The following is a 19,306-nucleotide window of genomic DNA, read 5'->3' as shown; positions in this document are numbered from 1 at the left end:
GCAGGAGCGGCGATTACATGTCGACGGTCATTGAGAGGAGATACGTGCGCGGTGCTCCCAGGAAAAATGTTCCGAATGAAGCCACGCCGGACCAATAGGTCGCGCCGGTCACATTCTGAACGTTCGCGCGGAAAACCGTCTTCCTGCCGTTGATCGCCGTCGTGTAGCGGGCGCCGAGATCGAGCCGCGTCCAATCCGGGATCGACTGCTTGTTCGCGCTATCGATGAACTGCTTGCCCGTGTAAATGACTGCGCCATTCAAAGTGAGCCCCCTCATCCACGGGAGATCCCATTCGGCTCCAACATTGGCCTGTACGTTGGGAACCCCGATTGGCGTGTTGCCAACATTTGCCGCAACGGCTGTCTTCGTAAGGGTGCCATCCAGCAACGAAACGCCCCCGAGGAGCCGAACATCAGGCATGAGTTCGCCATATACGTTGAACTCGAGCCCTCGGACTTGCTGTTCGGCGGTCGCCGCGAAACGCCCGGCGGACAACTCACCGCTCGCCTTCGATATCTCGAATGCGCTGAAGGTGGTTGCGAACCGGCCGAAGTCCACCTTGATGCCGGCCTCGTACTGCTTGGCGATGTACGGTGCAAGCACTTCGCCGAAATTGGAAGCGGTCTGGGGCGCAACGTCACCCCGACTTAGACCTTCAATGTAGTTCGCGTACAGAGAGACGTTGTCCCGCGGCCGGATGACGAGACCGACCACAGGCGTGGTCGCGCTCTTGTCGTACGACGACGTGAGAGTTCCGACATTGGAGAGATAGTTGTTCGCCTCGATGCCCTGGCGCCGCACACCCAAAGTCAACAGCACGCGTTCATCGAGCACGGACAGGGTGTCAGCAATCGAGAGCCCCGTGAGTTCACTGTCCGAAAGCCGAGGGCGCCCGCTGACCTCGTTTGCGAACTGAGTAGGCGCCACTGTCGGATTATAGATATTCGAGGCGACCAGAGTGCCATTGGTCAACCGCCGGTACAGTGCATCATGATAGACCGAGGCCTGGAAGGCGACGGCATGATGGATGAAGCCGGTATCGAAGCGGGCGCGGACGCCGCCGTCATATGTGGTTCGATCAATGCTGAGACCGAAGAATTGGGGCATCGAGGTCGTGTCACCGCTCGTGTTGACGATCGTCGGGAGACCAAAGAATCGCTCGACGTTGGTTCGCGATCCGCCGACGTCGGCGAACAGCGTCACTTGATCGCTTAGATCGTATTCGTTTCGCAGCAGGGCAGATTGATCGTTGATGCGCGACCATTCCCAGGGCTGCGTCACGTTCAGTCGACCATCCGGCGCCTTTGGCACTTGCAGGCCGGAAGCCATGAGAAAGGGACGTGACGGAGCGTCGAAGCGATCGGTCTGGGCGATGAGGTAGAGCCAAGATCTGAACCGTTCGCCCTTATAGTCGAGGGCCAGCGATCCGACGCCCGTCGCTTCAGATTGCCGATCAATGGGCGTATCGCCGTCGCGCAGGCTGCCGCTGGCCCGCACGCCCCATTCCTTGCTGTCGCCGTATCGCCTGGCAACATCCCAGTGACCACCGAACCGTGAGGCCGAGCCATAGTCCACGGCGAAGCGAGTCAAATCCTCTCCTGCGCGCTTTGGCACAACGTTGATGACGCCGCCGACGCCGCCATTGGGCGCAATGCCCGACAGCGCGGCTGAGGGACCCTTGAGCACCTCAATGCGCTCGACGTAGTCCGTGAAGATGCGGTAGCTCGGCGCGATCCCGTAGAGCCCCTCGAAGGCGAACTCACCGTTGTTGCCTTCGTTGACCGGGAAGCCACGAATGTAGAAGGAATCGAGCAGGCCACCTGTTGGATGGGTACTTCGCACGGAAGGATCCAGGATCAAGGCACCCGCAGCCGTCGTTGCCTGTTGATCACGGATGAACTTGTCCGTGTAGCTCGTCACGTTGAACGGCGCCTTCATCGTGTCGGTGTTGCCGAGCAGTCCGAGCCGCCCGCCTTGAGCGACCTGGCCGCCTGCAAAGGCGGGCACCACACCGGATTGCGATGGCTTCGGTTGCCCCTCGGGGTGCGGAGCACCAGCCACCGCAGCGCGGCGTGACGTTGACTGGACCCGGACAGCACTTCGCTTGGCTGGTGCGCGACGGACCGACTGCTGCGTCGGAGCGTCGACCGTAACGGGTGGAAGGGAGTTGGCGTCCTGCGCTGTTTGAGATCGAGCGGGCGATTCCAACCAGCCTAGCAACGCCACCCCACTTAGCAGTTTCGCACCGAAGCGAACTGCCACCCGAACTTCACCTGCACGTCGCATTTCCAGAAAGTCCCTCATTAGCAGCACGTCGCCACGCGAGCTGACGCCGCGCTCGGCCAGCACCGACCATGGACCGAAGATCCGCTCTCCGCGTCCGTGCCCGGCCGATACATGTAGCTCGTGAATCAACTCATCCGCAGACTCGAACTCCGGACTTGGTTGCCTTCCATCGATCTGCAACGTCCGATTGCTGCGTCTGCATCGCCTCTTTAGAGAGACGTTATCGTGACCGCAACGCAAATGCGCGCGCAGCGACTTAGAATGTCTCGATCATCGACGACTCGAGTCGTCACCATGTTTGGAAAACTTCCAAAGCTGCTTTGGAAGATTCCAAATCAGCGTTGTTGAAACTTTGGAAGGTCGACTCGCGTCAGCGGCCATGCTTTCCTAGACGCAGCAACGCTCTGGATCTCGTCATGGACTGACCGTTGCGCGTCACCATTTCGCTCCTGTCGCTCTCATTGCGACGCCGTGCCGCAGCACAAGACGTGCCAATCAAAGGGAACGTCATGAGCTCTCGCGGTGGTTCGATGGGCCGCCGACTTTGTGCTTCCGCCAATAGCGACTACGGATCAATCAGGACGCCCGGGTTGAGTATGCACTGCGGATCCAGTTCCCGCTTGGCTGCCCGCAATGCGGCTGCGAAAAGTTCCGGCCGTTGCCGGTCGTACCACGGCCTGTGATCGCGGCCGACGGCATGATGATGGGTGATTGTGCCACCTGCCGCGATCAGCGCGTCGCTTGCCGCGTTCTTGATGGCCTGCCACTGCTCGAGAAGTCCGCCGTGGCGACCAAGAGCATGGAAGGTGAAATAGGGTGCAGGCCCGTCCGGGTAGAGGTGGGTGAAACGGCAAGTGACTTCACCCTTGACGCCAGTTGCTTCAAGAATGGCGCGCTCGGTCGCCCCTTTGACGTTGTCGTGAAAGCCTTCGAACTGATCCCAGGTGATGGCAGTCTCGAACGTATCGTTGATAAGGCCTGCGGGCGCTAGAAATTCGCGCGCATAGGGCATCCGAATGAATGCGTTGCGCCAGATGCCCGCCGCACCTTCCAGATGCGCGCCGCTCGCCTTTGCCGGCTCCGGCGTTCCCCGATGGTCGGTGCAGCATTCCAGCGCGCGCGCCATCCAGGCGTCCATCGGATGATCGCCCGATTCGAACGCGAGCACCATGATGGCAACGCTCCCATCGGCTGCACCGGTGTTGAAGGCCTCCTGCGGGTCCAGGATCCGGCAATTTGATGGATAGAGGCCCGCTTGCGCGACTGCACGCACGGCGCGCGCGGCATCGAAGAACGACGGAAAACGAACGGATGCGCCGGCGCGGAATTTGGGACGGGGCTGCAATCGCATCCAGGCGCGCGAAATCACACCCAAAATTCCTTCCGAGCCAATGAACATGCGGTCGGGACTGGGACCCGCACCCGACCCGGGAAGCCGGCGCGTTTCGACCACACCAGCTGGCGTCACGACGCGCAGGCTTTCGACGAAATCGTCGATGTGAGTGTGAAGGCTGGCGAAATGGCCGCCCGATCGTGTCGCAATCCAGCCGCCGAGAGTCGAATATTCAAAGCTTTGCGGGAAGTGCCGCAACGTGAAGCCGTTGGGCTTGAGCTGCTTTTCCAAAGATGGGCCATAGGTGCCGGCTTCAATCAATGCCGCGCGAGATACCGGATCCACTTCGACGACTTTAGCGAGATTGCGCAGGTCGAGGGTAACGGCAGCTTTATGCTTGATGCCGTCAACGCGCGGCTCGACTCCGCCGCAGACACTGGATCCGCCCCCGAAAGGCGTCAGCGAAGCGCCGACAGAACCTGCCCAGTCCATCACGGCCGCAATCTCCGCCTCATTACGTGGATAGGCCACGACGTCGGGCGCACAATCGTAGTTGCCGAGCATCGCTCTGACATAATCCGGATATGACTTGCCATAGGTATGCGCGGCGCGATCGTAGCGTTCCGCCGTACAGAAGGGGGACAGCGAAGCAGGCGGCAGCACGCGCGGCTCCCGCAGCGAGAGGTCTTCAAGGCGCGGGACTGCGATCGTATCGAACTCGCCAGTTCCAAATTTCGCATGATAGCGGCCGAGAACAAACTTTCGCTCCTCTGCGCTCATGCCTTCTCCTTCGCGGCCCCACCCGTAATATTTCAGCCTTGCGTCATCCATGAGGGGTCCTCCCGGTTCTTTTCGAGAGTTTCTGAGATCGAAGAGAAACTTCTGAACCACGGGGCCGCTCAAGGCGACCTCGCTCGATCGCAACAATACGCTTCCAAGGCAGAACGTGAAAGAGCACGCCGATGACGAGGCTTCGTCTCAGCGTCGGGTCAAACCGCTGCCCGCACTACTTCAACAAATGCCGATTTGCTTAGGGTGCAAACTTGGGCCTGTGAACCGTCCCTACGCTCGAAAGCAATCGTCAAGCTTCCATGCAGGATCTCGATGCCAATGCAAAAAACTCAGCGGGCATCCAGAACTTGAACGACTTCATACAGATGGGGATCGATTTCGTCGGTCAGGTCATCAAACTTACCCCACGCCTTGCGAAAGTCCGGTGATTGGTGTGCGGACTGCAGGAGTTGGCGGTTTTGCCATTGGATGTAGTTGACGATGCGCCGGCCGTCGAGGCTTCGATGTAAGCTGATTGAGACAAAGCCCGGCTGGCGCGCCATGAATCGTGCTCGATCGGTCATCAGCGAGAGTGCCTCATCCTGCTTTCCCGGATCGGCTTCGACTACGGTGATCTGGGTAACGATCTGATTGCCTGTTTGAATATGGGTCATGAAACCCGTCCTTCTCAACTGGGCTCAGGTTCCCCTCTTGAGCTTCCTCCGCTTCCAGTGGTGCTCATTCGAAGGATTGAACTTCCGAACACGGTAACAGTTCAAATCGCGCATCATCGCAATCCATAGAGGACCATCGCATGCGGCCACGGGCATTGTTCGAGGAGCAGCAACGCATAGCTCGATCAGCTGGAGCCCATTGATAGGACGACCCGCGGCCCGTCTTCATCTCCCGCCAGAAGCGCGGCGGGCCGCGCCAGCTTCGCGCCAGCTTCGCACCATAAACGATCTCGATGGGATGCTACGGTCGCGCTCGGTGGACTCCACCAGCATTAGCTGAACGCGAACTGACGAAACGAGAAGGCAAGTGCGACGGACGCCCCCTTCCCGCATGACAGAGAGTCGGCGAGCAATCTGACGTTGTCCACCTTTTTCAGGTAAGCTTATGAATCGTCAAGAGCGCCGGGCCACGGCCAAACAATCCCAAAAGGTCGCTCCGCAAAATTTGGAGGCCGCGAAACGAAGTTTGGAGGCCGCGAAACAGGGCAAATTGCTGTTTGATCTCGGCCGGTATGCCGAAGCCCTGGAATGCTTCAACGAATTCGATAGGCTCAATCCAAATATCGCACCTCTGTATCAAACGCGCGGCCTTTGCCTCCAACGGTTGGGCCGGTTCGAGGAAGCGCAGGCCGACTTCGAGAGGTCCATTGCGCTGAACCCTTGCGAGGCTGAGACCCACAAGAACCTCAGCACGCTTCATTCGAGATTTGGCCGGATGGAGCAGGCATTAGCGAGCATCGATCGCGCGCTCGAACTTCGTCCGAATTTTTCCGCAGCGCTGAACGAAAAGGCACGGGCGTTGTGGAGCCTGCAATTGCTGGATGAAGCTTTTGCAGCCTTTCGCAAATCGCTGGCGGTCGACCCGCACAATGCGGACACGATCTGGAATCTCGCGCTGCTTCAGCTGCTGACCGGAGACTTTGAGCGGGGCTGGTTGGGACGCGAGGCCCGTTGGAAAGCATCGTCTCTCGGCCTCGCCGGTCGCGGCTTTCCCCAACCCCTTTGGCTTCGTGATCAGCCGCTCGAAGGCATGACCATATTGCTTTATGCCGACGAGGGATTGGGCGATGCAATCCAGTTTGCGCGCTATGTGCCCATCGTGGCCGCGCTCGGGGCTCAAGTCATCCTGGAGGTCCAGCCTCCGATCCAGAAGCTCTTGGGTGGCATCACTGGAGTCGCAACATGTATCGACCGAACGTCTTCGACGTCGCTGTCGTTCGACCTGCACTGTCCTCTTGGAAGCCTGCCGCTGGCGTTCGGGACGCGGCTCGATACGATGCCGTTCGCGGATCCGTACCTTCCTGCGCCTCCGGCGGCGCGCGTGAAGGCTTGGGAAGGCCGGCTTGGCCCCCGCAATCGCTTCCGCGTCGGTCTCGTCTGGTCGGGGAATCCGGATCACAAGAACGATCACAATCGATCGATGGCACTGCGCACGCTTGCGCATCTCCTGGATTGCGACGTCCAGTTCGTCAGCCTGCAAAAAGGCGTCCGGGATCAGGATCAGGCCGTCCTCGGCGAACGTCCTGACATCGTCGACCTGACGGACCAGATCAAGGATTTCACCGACACAGCGGCGCTGGTTTCCTGTCTCGATCTGGTGATCTCGGTCGACACCAGCGTCGTTCACCTTGCCGGCGCGCTGGGCGTCCCCGTCTGGACGATGTTGCCTTTCAACCCGGATTGGCGCTGGCTGCTCAACCGCGACGACAGTCCGTGGTATTCGTCCATGAAGCTGTTCAGGCAACCAAAGAGAGGTGACTGGGCCAGCGTCGTGGACTGCGTTCGCCTCGAACTCGAGGGCCTGGTTTCCGCGTGGCGGCCGGACACACGGCAGCACCAGAGCAAGGCCTCCTCCCCCGCACCACAGGATGCGCTCCTCTCGAATTCCCTCGGCTATCAGCACTGGCAACTCGGGCGCATGGACGAGGCTGTGCTGCATTTCCAGCGGGCGCTGAAGCTCTATCCGCAATATCTGGAGGCAGCGAACAATTGCGGCAAGCTGCTGCTTGATCTCGGCCGGCATGCGGAAGCCCTGGAATGCTTCAACGCGGCCGAGAAACTGAATCCAAATTCCGCAGTTCTGTATCAAATGCGCGGCGTTTGCCTCCAGGACGCGAACCGGTTCGAGGAAGCGCAGGCCGACTACGAGAAGTCCATCGCACTGGACTCCGGCCTGCCGGAGACGCACAACAACCTCGGCTTGCTTCATTCGAGACTTGGCCGGACGGAGCAGGCACTGGCGAGCATCGATCGCGCGCTCGAACTTCGTCCGGATTTTGCCGCAGCGCTTTCCAACAAGGCATGGATATTGTTGGATCTGCAATTGCTGGATGAAGCCTTCGCGACGTTTCACAGATCCCTGGCGATCGAACCAGACCGTGCGCCGACGATTTTCAATTTCGCGCTGCTTCAGCTGCTGACCGGAGACTTTGAGCGGGGCTGGTTGGGACGCGAAGCTCGTTGGAAAGCGTCGTCTCTGGGCCTCGCCGGTCACAGTTTTTCCCGCCCCCTTTGGCTTGGTGACCAGCCGATCGAAGGCAAGACCATATTGCTTCATGCTGACGAGGGATTGGGCGACTCGGTTCAGTTTGCGCGCTACGTGCCCATGGTGGCCGCGCTCGGGGCTCAAGTCATCCTGGAGGTCCAGCCTCCGATCCAGCGGCTCCTGGCTGGGGTGCCCGGCGTCGCAACGTGTACCGTCCGATCGTCTACAACGTCGCTGGCGTTCGACCTGCACTGTCCTCTTGGAAGCCTGCCGCTGGCGTTCGGGACGCGGCTCGATACGATCCCATTCGCTGAGCCGTACCTTCCTGCGCCTCCGGCGGGGTGCGTCAAGACGTGGGAAGACCGGCTTGAAGACCGGCTTGGCCCCCGCAATCGCTTCCGCGTCGGTCTCGTCTGGTCGGGGAATCCGGATCACAAGAACGATCACAATCGATCGATGGCACTGCACGCGCTTGCTCCTCTGCTGGATTGCGACGTCCAGTTCGTCAGCCTGCAAAAAGGCGTTCGGGATCAGGACCGGGCCTTCCTCGGCGAACGTCCTGATATCGTCGACCTGACGGAACAGCTCGCGGATTTCAGCGATACGGCGGCGCTGGTTTGCTGCCTCGATCTGGTGATCTCGGTCGACACCAGCGTCGTTCACCTTGCCGGCGCGATGGGCGCTCCTGTCTGGACGATGTTGCCTTTCAACCCGGATTGGCGCTGGCTGCTCAACCGCGACGACAGTCCGTGGTATCGATCAATGAGGCTCTTCAGGCAGCCAAAGCGAGGCGACTGGGCCAGCGTCGTGGACTGCGTTCGCCGCGAACTGGAGGAACTGGTTTCCGCATGGCGGCCGGACGCACGGCAGCACCAGAGCAAGGCGTTGTCCTCCATACCACAGGACGCGCTCCTCTCGAATTCCCTCGGCTATCAGCACTGGCAACTCGGGCGCATGGACGAGGCTGTGCTGCATTTCCAGCGGGCGCTGAAGCTCTATCCGCAATATCTGGAGGCAGCGATTAACTGCGGCAGGCTGCTGCTCGAACTCGGCCGGTATGTGGAAGCCCTGGAATGCTTCAACGCGGCCGAGAAACTGAATCCAAATTCCGCGGCTCTGTATCAAACACGCGGCATGTGCCTCCAGGAGGCGAACCGGCTCGAGGAAGCGGAGGCCGACTACAAGAAGTCCATTGCGCTCGACCCCGGCCTGGCGGAAACGCACAGCAACCTTGGCACACTCCAGTCGAAATTGGGCCGGGCGGAGCAGGCACTAGCGAGCATCGATCGCGCGCTCGAACTTCGGCCGGATTTTACCGAAGCGCTTTCCAACAAGGCATGGATATTGTTGGAACTGCAATTGCTGGATGAAGCCTTCGCGACCCTCGACAGATCCCTGGCGATCGAACCAGACCGTGCGCTGACGATTTTCAATTTCGCGCTGCTTCAGCTGCTGACCGGAGATTTGGAGCGGGGCTGGCCGGGACGCGAGGCCCGTGCGTCTCTTGGCGCCATCACGCGCGGTTTTTCCAGCCCCGCCTGGCTTGGTGACCAGCCGATCGAAGGCAAGAGTATACTACTTTATTGCGACGAGGGATTGGGCGACTCAATCCAGTTCGCGCGCTATGTGCCCATGGTGGCCGCGCTCGGGGCTCGAGTCATCCTGGCGGTCCAGCCTCCAATCCAGAAGCTCTTGAGTGGTATCCCCGGAATCGCAACCTGTGTCGCCGACCTGTCCGGAACGTGGCTTGAGTTCGACCTGCACTGTGCTCTTGGAAGCCTGCCGCTGGCGTTCAGGACGCGGCTCGATACGATCCCGTTCGCGGAGCGGTACCTTCCTGCGTCCCCGGCGGCGCGCGTCAAGACGTGGGAAGACCGGCTTGAAGACCGACTTGGCCCCCGCAATCGCTTCCGCGTCGGTCTTGTCTGGTCAGGGAATCCGGATCACAAGAACGATCACAACCGATCGATGGCACTGCGCACGCTTGCGCCTCTCCTGGATTGCGACGTCCAGTTCGTCAGCCTGCAAAAAGGCATCCGGGATCAGGACCGGGCCTTCCTAAGCGAACGTCCTGACATCATCGATCTGACGGACCAGATCAAGGATTTCACCGACACAGCGGCGCTGGTTTCCTGTCTCGATCTGGTGATCTCGGTCGACACCAGCGTCATTCACCTCACCGGCGCGCTGGGCATTCCCGTCTGGACGATGGTGCCATTCAGCCCGGATTGGCGCTGGATGCTCAACCGCGACGACAGCCCGTGGTATCAGTCAATGAGGCTCTTCAGGCAGCCAAAGAGAGGCGACTGGGCCAGCGTCGTGGACAACATTCGCCGCGAGCTGGAGGGTCTGGTTTCCGCATGGCGGCCAAGGCAAGAGCCGACTTTGCTCCTGCCCGCCGAGTGAAAATCGAACTGAGCCGAGTTGACCCGCCTGATCCGGCGAAATCGAGCGGCGGCGGTCGTCCGCCTGACCGATGTGGAAGCGGCGAACTGCAACCTTCCTGTAATAGACCTTGAAGTCAAAGACCATGGGTCGCCTTCGGAAGGCACCAGAAGCATCTTGCGTTGTACGGCAATTGTAGGAAATCGAACAAATCCGAGCCAGATTCACCCCGGAGATGCACGACAAGCTCATGTATCTAAAGGGGAAATTGCGATGGAGCGGGTGAAGCGCTCCGACGCAAATATTTCTGACGACGTTCCTTTGTAAAATCAATTACTTACAACGAATGGCTAATTATCTTGTTGGACGCTTTGTTGGACGTTTTATTGGACACTTCTGCGCGGCTCAAAGTTGTCTCGCTGCCGCTCGAAAGTCGTTTCTGACCCTACGGAAAACCATGAAGTATTGGCGGTAGCGCCTGTATTAGCAAAACAGCGCTTCCGCCCAACACGCTGGCTCCCACGATGAGCAAGGACAGGACGCGCTCCCGAAGTATCCCGTTGCTCGCGACGTCGTTCGAATTTTGCATCCGTGCACCCGCTTTTTTCGTGCGACGAAAGCGTCATAGACTGAGTCGGGGGATCGGCAAGCGCCGAAATTTGCCGGAAAATTAACTCGTGATTCACCGACTCGGGCACCTGGGCCTAGCTGTTGTTTGCTCAAGTCGCAGTTGGCCCAGACGTTTGCGTTTGATCTTGAGAGCTTTCGCCGGTGCGGGGACCCTTCTCCGTCGAGGACGGTTCGAAGAACGCTTTCGCCTTTCGATGATTTTTGGCAGAGCGGCGGGCCTGTACGGACCGAAACTCGTGTAGTTGCTAGTTGCGCACCGATTTCATCGCGAGCCGATCATAGACCGTCTCGTGAAGTTGCGCAGTGTCTGGCACGGCGCGGACCGCTTTCGACCAATGGAGGCGGCCCTACTCGTCTTTGGGGTCCTCGGAGCGCTTGAGAAGTTTCAGGGAGCGCCTGATTTGTTCCTTTGAGTGCTCCACCAGTTCACGCGTGTAATCGTTCCCCCGAGACAGCCGTTCAAGCATCGAGCCGACCTGGTGTTCAATCCGTTCTTTTTGCCTGTCAGTCATGGGCTTATCCCGCGTCCGACGAGCAATTAATGCACGTTCAAAATTCTGGTTCCTCGAATGGAGACTGCTAAATTATTCCGGACGGTCCCGAATGATCCGATACACCCGCTCGCGCTCCAACAGTTCCAGTTGCGCGGCCATGTGGTGCCATTGCTGAGCGGCTTGGATGTAGAAGTACCGCGTGATCGGGTTGGCCTTCTTGGCCAGTTCCGCGCACTTTATGGCTCTCGCTCGCATCTCTACGGCTTGCATGGGGGAATAATGTCCTAAGCGAGCCGGGGGCGCATTCAACTAGGTGAATTCTACGCTCAGGTGACAACTCGGGGGGGCCTGGGCTGAAATGACTGATCGAAGCTGGGGACGGCCTTTCGACGCCCCAATCAAGGTGGACGGCCGCAAGCTGGTCACCCCGCGCGATGCCGGTCAGTACATCGCGAAGCTCCCCAAGGCCGTGCACGACGCGCCGGAGTGGCAAGCCGCGACGGAAGCGCTGATCCTGGTAGCGGAGAAAGGTGGACCGTCGATGCTCGCTCGCATTGGCATTATGCGAGCCTTGAACCGAGGCCGGCCCAGTCCGGCACGGGACCGCGACGGAAGCCGGCGAGGAGGTACAGGCTCGTGAGATAGGGCCGCCAGCGAGTCTCGGCGTCAAGTACCGACGGAGCTTCTGGGCTACTCCGAGTGCGCGCATCCCTTTGCCGCTCTTTGGCGGTACGATGGATTTGCGCGCGGCGGTGCGCATAGGGAGGGACGGCTCTGGTGTGTCTCCAGCCTCGCGCGCCGGAGCCGTTCTCGTTTGCAGGATCGGACTGACCCGGGCGGGAGTACCCATAGGTCGCGAGGAAGCGTGAAATCCCCCGTCGTGAAGCGATCCATTGTCATCGGCGGCCACAAGACCAGTGTCAGCCTGGAAGAGGCATTCTGGACGAGCCTAAAGGAGATCGCCAGCCGGCGCGACATGACGCTGTCGGATCTGGTTGCTGAGATCGACCGCAACCGCCGGCAAGATAATCTATCGTCCGCGATACGCATCTTCGTCCTCGAATACTTCAAGAGCCGCGCCGCGGCACTCCGGCAAGAATGAAGGCCCGCCAGTGTGAACCGGCGGGCCTCGATCTCTAGATGGGTGGTTTAAGACCTGGCGAATTTAACCATTCATCAATACGGGCGATGATGTCGGCCTCGTGGGCTTTCCTCAATAGGCCTTCACGTTCCTTGCCCGGTGGTAGTTGCTTTGCCTTTTCTCTTGCTAGCCGGGCTTCCTTGATCAGACGTTCTCCCAGCGCTTTGTCCGGTTTGAACCGAAGGCGTTTCACGATCTCCTCCCGTCATGAAATTCGCTCCACCCTAAAACGCTTTGGAAGCGCAGACGTTCGGCGAGTTCCATTCTCGGAACGCGCGCATTTTCGGTCATATGCACCGTAAGTTGCGGATGATTACGATTGAAGGTATTATCCGCTGGCTTTTGGAACCCAAGATTTTCAGTAATTCGGATTAATGAAATGATTGCTCAGAAGACCGACAAAGTCGTCGTGGGCGCCCGTTTCCAGTTGAGTAAGCTTGGTGCTCTTCGGTGCCCCGAAAGGCCCGCACCGGCGGGCCTTTGTCGTTTTGGCGACACGCTCAGCGCACCGCTCTCAATCGCGGCTTTTGAAGCGAATCGGCTCGTTTGCGCGCAGCTCTAATCCCATGATATCTAGCCTTTTTTGGCCAATCTGGCCATCAAGGCAGGGATTTTGCGTTCCCCCCCTTTCACCGCCCTGACGCTATGATGATGGCGACGAGTGGCGAGAGCGTTATCGGTACCGCCATAGCTATGGCTATTGCGGTCCACGTTGGGACCATGGTTGGCGCCGCGGTCGGGAGGATGACAACGAGCAATGAGCCGCCGGGGGATTCCGGCGGCACCCTCACAGGACACTGGCCTGTTTTAACCCCTAGTGGCCTAAGTTGAATCCGGCAGTGTCCTAATTCGCTTGTTCATTGTCCGTCCGGTTCACTTGAGATTGATCAGCGGTTGTCAGGACAGCGTCAGCGTGACGCCCTACCCTCCAGAAGAACTTGGTGTGTAGCTGGCTGGCGGGCACGACCGTGAGGCGCGATAGCTTCTATTTTATCTTTGCGCTAGCGTGGATGATGGTGGTGATCGGCTGGCTGCTTTTTGTGACGCTCGCTGAATAAGAAAGGTCGCCTCAGTTGGCGGCCTCTTTCATTCCGCGCGCTTACTAGAGCCGCTGACCGCAGCCGACGCAGCGCAACCTCGCAACGCTTTTCACACCCACGACCATACTCGGCCGCGGTGGCAGTGTCCTCGCGCGGTTGGATCAAAGAGCCCCGAACTGTGACAGCGGACCATCAGGCTTCCCTATACGGAATAGCGAGGTTTTCGCAGATCGAGGCGAACACCTTTGTTGTCTCGGCGTCCTCGAAGCAAAAATGCGTTCCTTTGTCACCACGCTCGATCCACCAGTCCGCCTTGTTACCTCTTGAAATGCGGGATGCCTCTCCGCGTAGCTGATCTAGTTGCCTTCCGTATGCGTTCACCGTCACACAATTTTTCATTTGAATGCTCATTAAGTCGTCCAGAAGCAGATTGGCCGATCAGGGCTGGCGTTCTTCTCGGGCTCTCGTCTTTTGTCGTTGGGACTTCCAACGTCAATGTTGTGGATCTCAGGCTCAAGGCAGATGAACTGGATGTTGCGATAGAATTTAACGTCGGCGATTTTGTATTTTATGTCACCGCCAACAGGGTATGAAGCAAGACTCATGCAGGTATCCTTCCAGTAATCCCGATCATCATGGATGGTATGGTCGAGATCGTGCTGCCGAACGTACTCGGCAACTTCGTCTCTGCCATCCCAATAGTTGTACCCGCGAAGGCTCTCGGCCTCGACCGCGTTCTTACATTCGTAGCAGCCATAAAGATCACGGTTGTCCGGATTGGTTCGGGTATGAATCGTGAGCCACTTGCCCGGAGCGAGTCGGTTATCGTGGAAGTCAAGTGGATCGGCATGAGCCGACGCCGTCATTGCGAGCACGAGGCCAGCGATTGTAAGTAGCTTTTTCAATTTAGTTCCCTGTTGTGCCCCTTGAGACTTCATTGTGTGGCCACATGCGCCACACGGTTGACAGCTTCAACCGATGTCACCGCTTGCTAACGGTGACTTTTAAATCCGCAACTCGATCCTTTTCGAGATCGTAAGTGCAGATGATGTGCATGGTGGTGTCGACCTCGAAATCGACGCCAATGGGTGCCATCTTCGACGAGTAGTCGGCAAAGTAGTCTGTGACGATGACGCCGGTCGGTGCCGAGTGCAAAGCCGTGGTCGTTTCGTGCCCGAAGATGGGGAACGGCACGCGCTGCCATCGGCCAAGGATTGAGAACGTCGCGGGTTGCGCCTCATAGGCAGCGCGACAACCGTTGCCGAGATCGTCGCCCTTCCATGACGCAATCACGGCGGCGTTGTCTTCGCATGCGCGCCAATTGCCGCGCTTGCACGTCGGCTCTGGAGTGGCGGCCTTCTCGACCGGCTTCATCGGCCTCTTGATGCCAATAGCTTCGCCCTCCTTGGCTTCGCGTTCTGCCTTCTCGGCATCGACTCGCCAATGATCAGCTCGCCAATCAGGCGTGGCCGCAGTGCTGATTTGCTTTGGTGTTGGTATGGTGTGCCCGCCGTCTTTAAATCCGCCGTAGGCCAACAGGCCAAGCACACACAGTCCACCGATATGTCCACTCTTCATGTTATGAGTCCTGCCACTTCACGCGGTGGCACGAGTCCGTGCCGCTTTGCTAGCGCGTCGGCTGTTAGCCGGATAGTTTCGATTGCGTCGGCGTGTGATAGCGGCGCGTTTGCCGGTGCGCTTTGCAGCCTGCAGCGCGAGCTCTTCGAGCAACTGCAAAATCTGGCGACTCGCTCCAAGCATGGGGTTGACGTAGAGCCTTCCATCGCGGAAGCCCGCGCCATTCACCGAAACCATGCCGTTGTCATACATCACAACCTTGATCGTCAGTTCTAGCCCTTTGTCCTTGGGAGTCCTGTCGATATTCTTCGCCAGGCGGCGAATGAACTTTACAGAGTTAGCCATTTTCCTGTTTATGTTTGAGTTACGAGTCCTGAAACTTCGCGCGCGCGGGAAACCAATCGACGTAGTGGGCAACGCGACCCCGGACCAGTTGCGCCGCTTCGTTGGCTGTGTCCAAGCACGTGAACTGCAGCGCGGCGGCAGCGCGGGTCGGTGACAAAAGCTATTCGTTTGATTTGCGCGCGAGATGCAAGATCCCAACACCATCACCCGGTTGCGGGCCAACATTGCAACTTAAGGAGGCACTAGGCAGAAAGTCTTGTTGTTGTCTGCCAATGATTTGCTTTTTTTGAGCCTTCAGGGGGCGGGCCGGGAATGCTTCCGGGCGGGCGGGAAGGTTTCCTTTTTGGGACTGCGAGCCGTTGATGGGTAGGAGTCCTACTTTCCTGCCGGGATCGCCGACAAGTCCGTTTCGCTGTGCTAGCTCTGGTACCTCTCGCCAAGGCGACCCAGACAGAGCCGGCAAGGGCCACGATGTGCAGTAGCTCGCGGCCGATCTGAGCCAAGAGGAATAGATAATTTGCGAGGTGCTTACGTCGGCGTTTTGATGGCGGAATGCGCAAGCCTGTCCGACGTGAGAACTGCACACCGCCCGGTCACCGCCCGATCAAGATTACCTTCGGCGACATGCGCGACATGGGCGTGCGCGGCGTCCTGGTTTATTGCGCCGACTATCGTTGCAGCCACAACGTGGCCTTGAGCGCCGATCGCTGGCCCGACGAGGTGCGCCTGTCCGATGTCGAACCGCGCTTTACCTGCAGCGTCTGCGGGCGCCGCGGTGCGGACATCCGCCCGGACTTTCAATTGGAACAAGCCAACGATCTCTGCGATGGGTTACCGATGAGGCTCTGTCCGCGCCGGAGCGGCACGTGCTGGCGGCGCACATGGAGGTTGAGGAACAGCGATGAGCCTGAAACGACTAATGGCGATCGTCGTGACAACCTTGTTGGGGGCGGTAATAGGTCTAGTGTTCGGTTTTCTGCACTCGGGCCTTGTTGGCGTGAGCCTGGGTTTTTACTACTGGATCACTTATCCAGTGGACTCCTTTCCGTGGCCGATCCTTGGAGGACTGGTCGGCGGTCTAGCATCGCTGGCTTTGCATCTTTGGCTTCCGGAAAAGGGGACAACTTCAAAATGAAATTCGTCCCGGCCCGACCCTTCTCCAATCCCGATATCGCAGCGCGCAAGCTGGTCGAGCTCGCCTCCAGCATCGAAGCCGTCCAGGACGGCCGTATCCATATCGAGAAGATCAACGCGCCATTTCTCTACAGCCTGAAGGCCAGCGGCGAGGAGTTCGGCGCCGGCATCAAGCTAGCGGTCGAGCGTGGCTGGCTCGAGCTGCATGAATCCGGGACATATGTGAGGCTCCTCAAGGGCGGCGAAGCCCTGCTGTCGCGCTGATGGGGTGGTCCGCCGCATTCGATGCTCTGGGGCGGCGGAAATGGCAAAGCGCGAAACCGGCTGGCGCGGCAAGTTTGACGATCCGATAGAATTGCCGGACGGCCGAGTAGAGTTACATAGCCTTCCTGTGCTTTTTGGTCGCTTTCGCACCCAAGCTCCTCGCGTAAGACGAGCCTGGCTGTTGGTTTGAAAAACCCCAGCCCGAACGATGACCAGCGATAGCTCCTGTACCGCCTGGACCAGGCGAATCATAATATCCCCCGCCAAAGCCGCCACCCGAACCTGCACCGCCACCGATGCCACCACCAGCACTGCCGGCACCAGTTCCCGCACCACCACCCATGCCTCCACCACCCATGCCCTGGGCAAAGACCTGAGCGAGTACGAGCAGAATGAGCAGCAGCGCCGTTAGAAACACGCCTAGCACCACGAAATTGATCACGGGCCTGATCATTTGTGATCTCCTGGTTCTTCGTTCTTGCTCGGCTTGCCTTGCAAGAAACACCAACACTCGGGGGGCCTAGATCATCCGGGGCGTTCGCATGACAAAGGCGACAGATTCTGACACTGAGGTTGGAAACAAGCTGCACGAGAACGGCACCTATGTGCGGCTGCTGAAGGAAGGCGGCCAATGAAGCATAGCCAATGACCGATCGAGGCTGGGGGCGGCCTTTCGATGATCCGATAGAAGTTGGCAGGCGCAAGCTGGTCACGCTGCGCGATGCCGGCAAGTACTTCGCCGCGCTGCCCAAGGCCGTGCACGACGCGCCGGCGTGGCAGGCTGCCATGGAAGCGCTGATCCTGGTGGCAGAGCAAGGCGGCCCGACGATGCTCGCCCGGATCGGCATCATGCGCGCCTTGAACCGGCATTACGCGTTCAATCCGAAGAGAAAAGAACCGCATTGGGGCCGGCGCAAACTGAAGAGGGATCAATGACCGTCTTCATCTATGTCAACACGGCCAAGCGGTAGGCGATGCCGACCACATCAAGGTCTTCGCCAACGTCGACGCCGCAGAAAAATGGTTCGAGGAGAACGACCCTGAAGGTGTAGCGTTCGAGTATGAGGTTCTGGAGTGAGGGCCTGCCATGAGGAAGATTGCTATCGCGGCATTCGTGGTTCTTTGTCTCGTGGTTGTCTACGCGGCCGTTGATTTGCGCCACGACCACAACCAGATCAAACAAATTCGGGAAGAATGCCGACAGGCCCACAGTGAAAGGATCAAAATGGCGGAATGCGTGCTCGACTCGACGCTTCGGCGCGGACGGCAACCGCAACTGCCGTAATGAAGGCCCGCCAGCGTGAACCGGAGGGCCTTTGTTGTTACCGCTTCAGCCGTCGGCAATGCCGGGGGTCATTCTTAGAGGCGGAAGTAAACCCACGATGAGCTCTCAACGGCAGTGGAGTGGCGTATGCGTAAGGCTCCCTCGATCATCCCAACCGATCGGCTCGACCGGGACATGTACCTGGTGCTGGAGGATTTCAGCGGCGGCCCAGCGTGGCGGGAGACGGACGAAGACCGGACCGACTACCTGATCCTGATCAATGACCTCCTTAATGGCCAGTATGACCACCCCTTACGTGTCGTCGCCTTCAATCCGCTGGAGGGCTGGTCGCGCGATGCCACCGAGGATGTAGCCCGGGAGCTGGAGCGGTGGGTCGCCGAAGGGCACGAGGTCACCGATCCGGTGCGGGAGTTCATCGAGCGCTTCACCGGCCGGCCGATTGGCGTTGCTGCCGCTGCGGGAGTTCTGAGACCCGCAATTCGGCTCTATTGCCGCACGCCTGCCTGTTTGTGAGAAACTCCCTTGGCTTGCAAACTTGCCGGGTCGAAACCTGAAGGGGTGCCTAGCCTTGTCTCAAGGGAGAAGGGCGATGCGTCTCTGCAAATGTATCCTTGGGGGTGATCATTGCATGCGCCGCCAGCGATTGCTTCTATGATCCCTTGGCCTTGAATTGATCGAGCTGGGCGACCCTGCCTTGCGGAAAAATTGTGCCTTTCGGGCACCACTTGCCTCTCTTTTTTGGCCTCGTCCCTTCTAACCTCGCGACTCAGGTATGGGTGATGAACATGGCCGGTAAAGCGAGGTAGCGCGATGCTCCTTTTTTTTCTGCTCACGCCTTGGATCCTCCTCAAAGTCTTCACATCCGCCTCGCAGGCGCGCTGGCTCTGACCGTTTGGAGACGATTTGCGAGATCTGCCGCTTCGTTTGCGCAAGACGAACCTGGAGCGACTATTGGCGCGCCGGCCCGACGGCATCACCGTGGCGCCTTTCGAGCGCGGGGAGATCGGGCCGGATCTCTTCCGGGCAGCCTGCCGCATGGGCCTTGAGGGTCTCGTCTCGAAGCACCGCGATCGGCCGTACCGCGGAGGACGCCAAAAGTTTTGGATCAAGATGCTATGGGGCGGGGCGGACGGCGAGGGTTTGTGGCACGCTCGGCGCTCTGTCCAAAGACACCAAAGGAGCGCCACATGTCGCAACCTTTTGAGGCGAGCAGATCCCTCACCGCCCTCGAGCAGGATAGCACGATCATCGCCGTAATCGAGATGGCTCAATCGAAGTGGTTGGCAGCCGCGGTTGTTCCTGGCATCAAACGCCAGCCGCTCAAAAGGCTCGATGCGGATGCGGAGTCGCTGTTGAAGCTCTTGCATCGTTGGCGCAAGGAGGCTGACCAGGCCGGGCAT

The 19,306-nt window shown here is 59.2% G+C and carries 22 protein-coding genes and 3 pseudogenes; 10 read left to right on the top strand and 15 right to left on the bottom strand.

Going from position 1 to position 19,306, the window contains the following annotated elements:
- Positions 1 to 13: 13 nt before the first annotated feature.
- From YUU_RS0120695 to YUU_RS61280, 4 genes are all read right to left on the bottom strand, one after another.
- Positions 14 to 2,287, bottom strand: a complete 2,274-nt coding sequence (locus tag YUU_RS0120695; protein ID WP_371260496.1) for a TonB-dependent receptor — start codon at positions 2,285 to 2,287, stop codon at positions 14 to 16.
- Between the two features lie 565 nt (positions 2,288 to 2,852).
- On the bottom strand, positions 2,853 to 4,451 hold the full coding sequence (locus YUU_RS0120690; protein ID WP_027524113.1) for an FAD-binding oxidoreductase: 1,599 nt from the start codon (positions 4,449 to 4,451) through the stop codon (positions 2,853 to 2,855).
- 290 nt (positions 4,452 to 4,741) lie between these two features.
- Positions 4,742 to 5,065 (bottom strand): antibiotic biosynthesis monooxygenase, encoded by a 324-nt coding sequence (locus YUU_RS51280; RefSeq protein ID WP_051389817.1) that lies wholly within the window; start codon positions 5,063 to 5,065, stop codon positions 4,742 to 4,744.
- Between the two features lie 433 nt (positions 5,066 to 5,498).
- A complete protein-coding gene (locus YUU_RS61280; protein WP_027524112.1) occupies positions 5,499 to 5,825 on the bottom strand; it encodes a hypothetical protein in 327 nt (108 codons plus the stop codon).
- Here YUU_RS61280 and YUU_RS62725 point away from each other — a divergent pair.
- Positions 5,730 to 5,936: pseudogene (locus tag YUU_RS62725) on the top strand (tetratricopeptide repeat protein); the annotation flags it as partial. The gene YUU_RS61280 and the pseudogene YUU_RS62725 overlap by 96 nt on opposite strands.
- On the opposite strand, the gene YUU_RS61275 reads toward YUU_RS62725, so the two are convergent.
- On the bottom strand, positions 5,853 to 6,569 hold the full coding sequence (locus YUU_RS61275) for a hypothetical protein (protein WP_245288061.1): 717 nt from the start codon (positions 6,567 to 6,569) through the stop codon (positions 5,853 to 5,855). The pseudogene YUU_RS62725 and the gene YUU_RS61275 overlap by 84 nt on opposite strands.
- Between YUU_RS61275 and YUU_RS55160 the strand changes: the two genes are divergently transcribed.
- The gene (locus YUU_RS55160) at positions 6,546 to 10,016 is read left to right on the top strand and encodes a tetratricopeptide repeat protein (RefSeq protein ID WP_245288060.1); all 3,471 of its coding nucleotides are present in this window, start codon (positions 6,546 to 6,548) and stop codon (positions 10,014 to 10,016) included. The genes YUU_RS61275 and YUU_RS55160 overlap by 24 nt on opposite strands.
- A gap of 18 nt (positions 10,017 to 10,034) precedes the next feature.
- Positions 10,035 to 10,322 carry a hypothetical protein gene (locus YUU_RS58785; protein WP_156944421.1) on the top strand — a complete coding sequence of 96 codons (288 nt, stop codon included), beginning with the start codon at positions 10,035 to 10,037 and terminating at the stop codon, positions 10,320 to 10,322.
- Between the two features lie 650 nt (positions 10,323 to 10,972).
- Here YUU_RS58785 and YUU_RS58780 read toward each other — a convergent pair.
- On the bottom strand, positions 10,973 to 11,137 hold the full coding sequence (locus YUU_RS58780) for a hypothetical protein (protein ID WP_156944420.1): 165 nt from the start codon (positions 11,135 to 11,137) through the stop codon (positions 10,973 to 10,975).
- A gap of 72 nt (positions 11,138 to 11,209) precedes the next feature.
- Positions 11,210 to 11,389 (bottom strand): hypothetical protein, encoded by a 180-nt coding sequence (locus tag YUU_RS0120665; protein WP_027524111.1) that lies wholly within the window; start codon positions 11,387 to 11,389, stop codon positions 11,210 to 11,212.
- 595 nt (positions 11,390 to 11,984) lie between these two features.
- Here YUU_RS0120665 and YUU_RS0120655 point away from each other — a divergent pair.
- Positions 11,985 to 12,221, top strand: a complete 237-nt coding sequence (locus YUU_RS0120655; protein WP_027524110.1) for a ribbon-helix-helix domain-containing protein — start codon at positions 11,985 to 11,987, stop codon at positions 12,219 to 12,221.
- A gap of 34 nt (positions 12,222 to 12,255) precedes the next feature.
- Here YUU_RS0120655 and YUU_RS56470 read toward each other — a convergent pair whose 3' ends face one another.
- The 6 genes from YUU_RS56470 to YUU_RS58775 form a co-directional block, all read right to left on the bottom strand.
- A complete protein-coding gene (locus YUU_RS56470) occupies positions 12,256 to 12,453 on the bottom strand; it encodes a hypothetical protein (RefSeq protein ID WP_084801491.1) in 198 nt (65 codons plus the stop codon).
- Between the two features lie 1,039 nt (positions 12,454 to 13,492).
- The gene (locus tag YUU_RS0120635) at positions 13,493 to 13,711 is read right to left on the bottom strand and encodes a hypothetical protein (RefSeq protein ID WP_035662897.1); all 219 of its coding nucleotides are present in this window, start codon (positions 13,709 to 13,711) and stop codon (positions 13,493 to 13,495) included.
- A complete protein-coding gene (locus YUU_RS0120630) occupies positions 13,711 to 14,205 on the bottom strand; it encodes a hypothetical protein (protein WP_156944419.1) in 495 nt (164 codons plus the stop codon). The genes YUU_RS0120635 and YUU_RS0120630 overlap by 1 nt, the downstream gene beginning before the upstream one ends.
- A gap of 76 nt (positions 14,206 to 14,281) precedes the next feature.
- Entirely contained in the window at positions 14,282 to 14,878 is a 597-nt protein-coding gene (locus YUU_RS0120625; RefSeq protein WP_156944418.1) for a hypothetical protein, read from the bottom strand.
- An 18-nt stretch (positions 14,879 to 14,896) separates the two neighbouring features.
- Positions 14,897 to 15,223 carry a hypothetical protein gene (locus YUU_RS0120620; protein ID WP_027524104.1) on the bottom strand — a complete coding sequence of 109 codons (327 nt, stop codon included), beginning with the start codon at positions 15,221 to 15,223 and terminating at the stop codon, positions 14,897 to 14,899.
- A 528-nt stretch (positions 15,224 to 15,751) separates the two neighbouring features.
- A complete protein-coding gene (locus tag YUU_RS58775) occupies positions 15,752 to 16,033 on the bottom strand; it encodes a hypothetical protein (RefSeq protein WP_027524103.1) in 282 nt (93 codons plus the stop codon).
- Between the two features lie 91 nt (positions 16,034 to 16,124).
- Here YUU_RS58775 and YUU_RS58770 point away from each other — a divergent pair, with 91 nt between their 5' ends.
- Positions 16,125 to 16,358, top strand: coding sequence for a hypothetical protein (locus YUU_RS58770; protein WP_156944417.1), 234 nt, complete (start codon positions 16,125 to 16,127; stop codon positions 16,356 to 16,358).
- Positions 16,355 to 16,621: a hypothetical protein gene (locus YUU_RS0120605; protein WP_027524102.1), complete on the top strand. Its 267-nt coding sequence runs from the start codon at positions 16,355 to 16,357 to the stop codon at positions 16,619 to 16,621. Before YUU_RS58770 ends, YUU_RS0120605 begins: the two co-directional genes overlap by 4 nt.
- A gap of 112 nt (positions 16,622 to 16,733) precedes the next feature.
- Here YUU_RS0120605 and YUU_RS58765 read toward each other — a convergent pair whose 3' ends face one another.
- Positions 16,734 to 17,075, bottom strand: coding sequence for a hypothetical protein (locus YUU_RS58765; protein ID WP_156944416.1), 342 nt, complete (start codon positions 17,073 to 17,075; stop codon positions 16,734 to 16,736).
- Positions 17,076 to 17,266: 191 nt separating this feature from the next.
- Here YUU_RS58765 and YUU_RS0120595 point away from each other — a divergent pair, with 191 nt between their 5' ends.
- The gene (locus tag YUU_RS0120595; RefSeq protein ID WP_027524101.1) at positions 17,267 to 17,557 is read left to right on the top strand and encodes a hypothetical protein; all 291 of its coding nucleotides are present in this window, start codon (positions 17,267 to 17,269) and stop codon (positions 17,555 to 17,557) included.
- Between the two features lie 10 nt (positions 17,558 to 17,567).
- Here the strand turns inward: YUU_RS0120595 and YUU_RS0120590 are convergent, their stop codons facing one another.
- Positions 17,568 to 17,891, bottom strand: a complete 324-nt coding sequence (locus YUU_RS0120590) for a hypothetical protein (RefSeq protein WP_156944415.1) — start codon at positions 17,889 to 17,891, stop codon at positions 17,568 to 17,570.
- Positions 17,892 to 18,032: 141 nt separating this feature from the next.
- Here YUU_RS0120590 and YUU_RS0120585 point away from each other — a divergent pair, with 141 nt between their 5' ends.
- The 3 genes and pseudogenes from YUU_RS0120585 to YUU_RS60845 all read left to right on the top strand — a co-directional run.
- Positions 18,033 to 18,419 (top strand): hypothetical protein, encoded by a 387-nt coding sequence (locus tag YUU_RS0120585; RefSeq protein WP_027524099.1) that lies wholly within the window; start codon positions 18,033 to 18,035, stop codon positions 18,417 to 18,419.
- A 381-nt stretch (positions 18,420 to 18,800) separates the two neighbouring features.
- A pseudogene (locus YUU_RS61265) lies at positions 18,801 to 19,163 on the top strand (hypothetical protein); the annotation flags it as partial.
- Positions 19,094 to 19,306: pseudogene (locus YUU_RS60845) on the top strand (IS110 family transposase); the annotation flags it as partial. The pseudogenes YUU_RS61265 and YUU_RS60845, both read left to right, overlap by 70 nt.

This window comes from Bradyrhizobium sp. Ec3.3 (assembly GCF_000472925.1).
Classification (GTDB): domain Bacteria; phylum Pseudomonadota; class Alphaproteobacteria; order Rhizobiales; family Xanthobacteraceae; genus Bradyrhizobium.
This window is presented reverse-complemented; position numbering and strand designations above follow the sequence as displayed.

What these genes read in the sequence shown, in the direction of transcription:
- YUU_RS0120695 (WP_371260496.1), bottom strand. Translation starts at nt 2,287, where the DNA reads ATGCGACGTGCAGGTGAAGTTCGGGTGGCAGTTCGCTTCGGTGCGAAA.
- YUU_RS0120690 (WP_027524113.1), bottom strand. Translation starts at nt 4,451, where the DNA reads ATGGATGACGCAAGGCTGAAATATTACGGGTGGGGCCGCGAAGGAGAA.
- YUU_RS51280 (WP_051389817.1), bottom strand. Translation starts at nt 5,065, where the DNA reads ATGACCCATATTCAAACAGGCAATCAGATCGTTACCCAGATCACCGTA.
- YUU_RS61280 (WP_027524112.1), bottom strand. Translation starts at nt 5,825, where the DNA reads ATGAAGCGTGCTGAGGTTCTTGTGGGTCTCAGCCTCGCAAGGGTTCAG.
- YUU_RS55160 (WP_245288060.1), top strand. Translation starts at nt 6,546, where the DNA reads ATGGCACTGCGCACGCTTGCGCATCTCCTGGATTGCGACGTCCAGTTC.
- YUU_RS61275 (WP_245288061.1), bottom strand. Translation starts at nt 6,569, where the DNA reads ATGCGCAAGCGTGCGCAGTGCCATCGATCGATTGTGATCGTTCTTGTG.
- YUU_RS58780 (WP_156944420.1), bottom strand. Translation starts at nt 11,137, where the DNA reads ATGACTGACAGGCAAAAAGAACGGATTGAACACCAGGTCGGCTCGATG.
- YUU_RS0120665 (WP_027524111.1), bottom strand. Translation starts at nt 11,389, where the DNA reads ATGCAAGCCGTAGAGATGCGAGCGAGAGCCATAAAGTGCGCGGAACTG.
- YUU_RS0120635 (WP_035662897.1), bottom strand. Translation starts at nt 13,711, where the DNA reads ATGAGCATTCAAATGAAAAATTGTGTGACGGTGAACGCATACGGAAGG.
- YUU_RS0120625 (WP_156944418.1), bottom strand. Translation starts at nt 14,878, where the DNA reads ATGAAGAGTGGACATATCGGTGGACTGTGTGTGCTTGGCCTGTTGGCC.
- YUU_RS0120620 (WP_027524104.1), bottom strand. Translation starts at nt 15,223, where the DNA reads ATGGCTAACTCTGTAAAGTTCATTCGCCGCCTGGCGAAGAATATCGAC.
- YUU_RS58770 (WP_156944417.1), top strand. Translation starts at nt 16,125, where the DNA reads ATGAGCCTGAAACGACTAATGGCGATCGTCGTGACAACCTTGTTGGGG.
- YUU_RS0120605 (WP_027524102.1), top strand. Translation starts at nt 16,355, where the DNA reads ATGAAATTCGTCCCGGCCCGACCCTTCTCCAATCCCGATATCGCAGCG.
- YUU_RS58765 (WP_156944416.1), bottom strand. Translation starts at nt 17,075, where the DNA reads ATGATCAGGCCCGTGATCAATTTCGTGGTGCTAGGCGTGTTTCTAACG.
- YUU_RS0120595 (WP_027524101.1), top strand. Translation starts at nt 17,267, where the DNA reads ATGACCGATCGAGGCTGGGGGCGGCCTTTCGATGATCCGATAGAAGTT.
- YUU_RS0120585 (WP_027524099.1), top strand. Translation starts at nt 18,033, where the DNA reads ATGCGTAAGGCTCCCTCGATCATCCCAACCGATCGGCTCGACCGGGAC.